This is a genomic window from Methylibium sp. (genome assembly GCF_013817365.1).
Taxonomy (GTDB): Bacteria; Pseudomonadota; Gammaproteobacteria; order Burkholderiales; family Burkholderiaceae_C; genus Methylibium.
Genome location: NZ_JACDCU010000388.1, coordinates 1 through 3,931 on the forward strand (window position 1 = coordinate 1; position 3,931 = coordinate 3,931).

At 68.8% G+C, this 3,931-nt stretch carries 3 protein-coding genes and 1 pseudogene; all 4 read right to left on the bottom strand.

Features of this window, described 5'->3' with window-relative positions; all coding sequences use genetic code 11:
• Nucleotides 1-185: 185 nt before the first annotated feature.
• Complete coding sequence (locus H0W38_RS18250; RefSeq protein ID WP_292456750.1) at nucleotides 186-1,343, bottom strand: alpha/beta hydrolase; 1,158 nt, start codon at nucleotides 1,341-1,343, stop codon at nucleotides 186-188.
• Nucleotides 1,344-1,449: 106 nt separating this feature from the next.
• Nucleotides 1,450-2,016, bottom strand: a complete 567-nt coding sequence (locus H0W38_RS18255) for a class I SAM-dependent methyltransferase (RefSeq protein WP_292456751.1) — start codon at nucleotides 2,014-2,016, stop codon at nucleotides 1,450-1,452.
• A 54-nt stretch (nucleotides 2,017-2,070) separates the two neighbouring features.
• Nucleotides 2,071-3,426 carry an APC family permease gene (locus tag H0W38_RS18260; protein WP_292456752.1) on the bottom strand — a complete coding sequence of 452 codons (1,356 nt, stop codon included), beginning with the start codon at nucleotides 3,424-3,426 and terminating at the stop codon, nucleotides 2,071-2,073.
• A 115-nt stretch (nucleotides 3,427-3,541) separates the two neighbouring features.
• Nucleotides 3,542-3,931, bottom strand: a pseudogene (locus tag H0W38_RS18265) (catalase); the annotation flags it as partial.

Genomic DNA, 3,931 nt, shown 5'->3' on the forward strand with positions numbered 1-3,931 from the left:
CGAGCAGCACAGCGCAGTCGGCCCGCAGGGCCGACCGCCACACCGGCGCGCCGTCGGACGCCCGCCCACGGCTTTGCCCGCGCCGAGCGTTCGCACGGCAGTCCAGCCGAGCGTCCCGCTACGGGCGCTACGGGCGCTTCCAGACCCTCCCCGCCCGTTGGCGAACCGCAATCAGGCGCTGCGCATCAGCGGTCGAACGACTCGCGCAACCGCTCGCCGGCGTATTCCTGTGCGTCTTTCGCGTCGTCCACCACGGCAGCCATGCCGAAGAACTCGTGCGCGGTGCCTTCGTAGACCTTGCGGTCGACCTTTACGCCGGCTTTCTCGAGCGCGTTCTTGAGCAGTTCGCCGTCGCTGCGCAGAGGATCGATCTCGGCATTGATGATGGTCACGGGCGGCAGGCCTGCCAGCTCGGCGTTGACGAGGTCGACGCGCGGGCTGCTCTTGTCGGTGGGCTTGGCGAAAGTGTTCTCGACGAACCACTCGATCATCGGCTTGTTGAGCGGCTTCGCCTGCGCACTGTCGACATACGAGTCGGTCGACAAGTTGCCGGTCTGCGCCACCGGGTAGACCGCGAGCACGTGCATTGGCGGCGTCACGCCCGCACTGAGGGCGGCGATGGCGGTGGACACGGCCAGGTTGCCGCCGGCGCTCTCGCCGGCCAGTGCCAACTTCTTCGGGTCGCCCTTGATCTGCGAGGCGTTCTGCGCAACCCACTTGTAGGCGGCCAGCGCGTCGTCCCACGCGGCCGGGAACTTGGCCTCTGGCGCCCGCCGGTAATCGACCGACACGACCACCGCCTCGGCCTCGGCCGACAGGCCGCGCGCTCCGGCGTCGTAGACCTCCTTGTCCGCGATGACCCAGCCACCGCCGTGGTAGTAGACGATCACGGGGAACGGCCCGTCGCCCTTCGGCGTGTACACGCGCACGGGCAGCGGGCCGGCCGGGCCGGGGATCGTGCGGTCCATGCTGGTCACGCCCGGCACCGCCTTGCTCGGCTCGACCGGCTTGCCTTCCTTCTTGGCCACGGCCATGGCGGCGTCGGCCGGCGTCGGCTGCTTGCGGGCCTGCTCGGCGCTGAGAGTTTCGATCGGCTTGCCGTTCATGCCGGCCAGGGTGTCGAGCACCTGCTGCATGCCGCTGTCGGCTTCGTACTTCGTACCCGTCTGGGACGACGCGACAGGTCGCTGGTCGGCGGCCGTTTGCGCACGTGCATCTTGAGCAGCGATCCAGCCGGTGCCGGTCAATGCGAGTGCGGCGACGAGCGCCAGTCGGCGTGGGGCGGCGCCGGGAAGCGCCTTCAGGGATGCGGGCCGGGCGGGGGTGATGCGTCGTGTCTTCATTGAAGTTTTCCGTGGGTTGAATGAGAAATGGCTTGCCTCGTGCAAAGCGAGGCAAGCCATGTTCCCGTTCGCCGCGATCCTCGCGGCCGCATCACGCGTCAGCGTCTCAGCGCGCAGCCAGCTTGCCGCCTTCCGGCACGACCCAGAAGTACACCGTGTGGTGCCCGATCGTTTCCCGGGCCTGGGGCTTCCAGTCGCCCATGTGGTAGTTGTGCGAGACGATGCGGGTGCCCGGCTTCAACTCCTTGAGCAGCTTGGGCCGCAGCTTCATGTTGATGTCGGGCAGCAGGTAGAGCGTGACGACGGTGGCATCGCCGATGTCGGCGTCGAAGAAACTTTGCTGAATGAACTTCACCCGGTCGGTCACGCCGGCCGCCTTGGCGTTCTCGTTGGCCTCCTTGATGCGCTGCGGGTCGATGTCCACGCCCACGCCCTTCGCACCGCTTTGCTTGACGGCCGAAATGACGATGCGCCCGTCGCCCGAGCCGAGGTCGTAGATGACGTCTTTGCTGGTCACCTTGGCGTGCTTGAGCATGGCCGCGACCACATCTTCGGGCGTCGGCACGAAGGGAACGTCCTTGCGCACCTCGGCGTCTTGAGCGTGCAGGTGGAAGGCCGGGAGGGCAAGCGCGGATGCGAGCGCCAGCAAACGAAGGAAAGGACGCTTTTGCATGTCGGTCACCTCGTGGAGTGGTGGAGCGGTTGATGAAAGGAGAGCGCACCGCGTTCAACGGCGTTCGCGAACGCTTTGCAGCGCCGCGCCGCCGGCAGCCGCCGGCAGCGCGCGAGCAGGGCGCTGCGCCAGCCAGTACACCGGCACGCCGAGCAACAGCACGGCCACGCCGACCAGCGCGCCGGTGCCCGTGTAGCTGAGGCTGGACCACAGCATGAAGGCGCTGCTGCCGCAGAACAGCAGCGGCGTGATCGGATACAGCGGCACGCGAAACGGCCGCTCGCGCTGCGGATCGAGGGCGCGCAGCCGAAAGAGGGCCAGGCCGCTCAGCAGGAAGAACAGCCAGAAGACCGGCGCCGTGTACTCCACCATCGTCGAGAAGCCGCTGCGCGCCAGCAAGCCCAAGCCGACCAGCGCCAGCACGATGGCCGACTGCAGCAACAGGCCGTTGACGGGCGTGTTGGCGCGCCCGTGCCATTGACCCAGACGGCCGAACAACGGGAAATCGCGGCCGAGCGCGTAGTTGCAGCGAGCGCCGGTGATCATGGTCGCGTTGATCGAGGTGAGCGCCGAGACGGCCACGATCAGGCTCACCAGCACCGCACCGCGCTCTCCGAGCGCCTGTCGCATCAGGTCGGCGGCGACCGCTTCCGAGGCGGCCATGCCCGACAGACCGAGCACGTGCAGGTAAGCCCAGTTCACCACCAGGTACAGCGCGGTGATGAGCACGATGCCGATGACCAGCGCCCGCGCGATACCCGAACGCGAACCGCGCATCTCGCCCGACACGTAGGCCGATTCGTTCCAGCCGCCATAGGTGAGCAGCACGAACACCATCGCCAGGCCGAGCGTCGTGGTGGGCGCGGCAGCGCCGGGCTCCGGTACCGGCAGCGGCGTGGGCGTGGCAAAGCTCAGGCCGACGACCGCGATGGCGATCACGCCCAGCACTTCCAGGCTGGTGAACAGGTGCTGCACCCCGGTGCCCTGGCGGATGCCCATCAGGTTGATCGCCGTGAAGGCGACCACTGCCAGCACCGCGTAGATCGCCACCGAGTACGTGCCGAGCGGCCAGAGTTGCGAGGCGTAGTCGCCGAACACGTAGGCGAGCAGCGCGATCGAGCCGGTGTGCATGACCGTCATGCGCGCCCAGGCGAACAGGAAGGAGGGCCCGCTGCCGAACGCACGCTTGAGGTAGTGGTAGTCGCCGCCGGTGCTGGGGTAGGTGCTGGCGAGTTCGGCGTAGCACAGCGCGCCGATCAGCGCGATGGCGCCGCCCGCCAGCCACAGACCCAGCATCAGCGCGCCGCTGTCCACGTTGGCCGCCACCAGCGAAGGCGCCTTGAAGATGCCTGCGCCGATGACCAGGCCGATGGTGACGATCACCGCGTCGGTGACCGACAGCGTGGCCACGGGCTCGGCGTCGCGCGGCCCACCGCGTGCAGAACCGCCCGGCCCTGCACCACCCCCGGGCTCGCGGCCCGGCACCGCATCGATACGACCGCTTTCCCGCGCCTTCATGCGCGGCCTAACCCGGCAGGCTTTCGAGCACGCGCGGCTCTTCCACCGGCTGCTGGTTGCGGCTCTCGCGGAAGGCGCGAGCCGCCTCGTAGGCAGCCTTGCGCACACGCATCACCGAGCCGATGGGGCGGTGCGCCGCGAGTCCGTGCCAGGGGCTGAACGACATGCGGTCATCCACCGCATCGGCGCGTGCCGCAGTCCACGACGGCTGCGGCGCCACACGGATGCGCGCCACGGCGACGTAGGGGCTGCGCTCCTCGGGCCACACGACCTTGGCGTCCTCGATCGGCATTTCTTCCAGGTTGGTGCACAGCTGCACGCGCAACTCCCAGGTGCCGCCGCGCCGCGCGAAATGCTCGGCCACGGCCTCGCGCAGGCCGTTGGGCTTGCCGTCGAT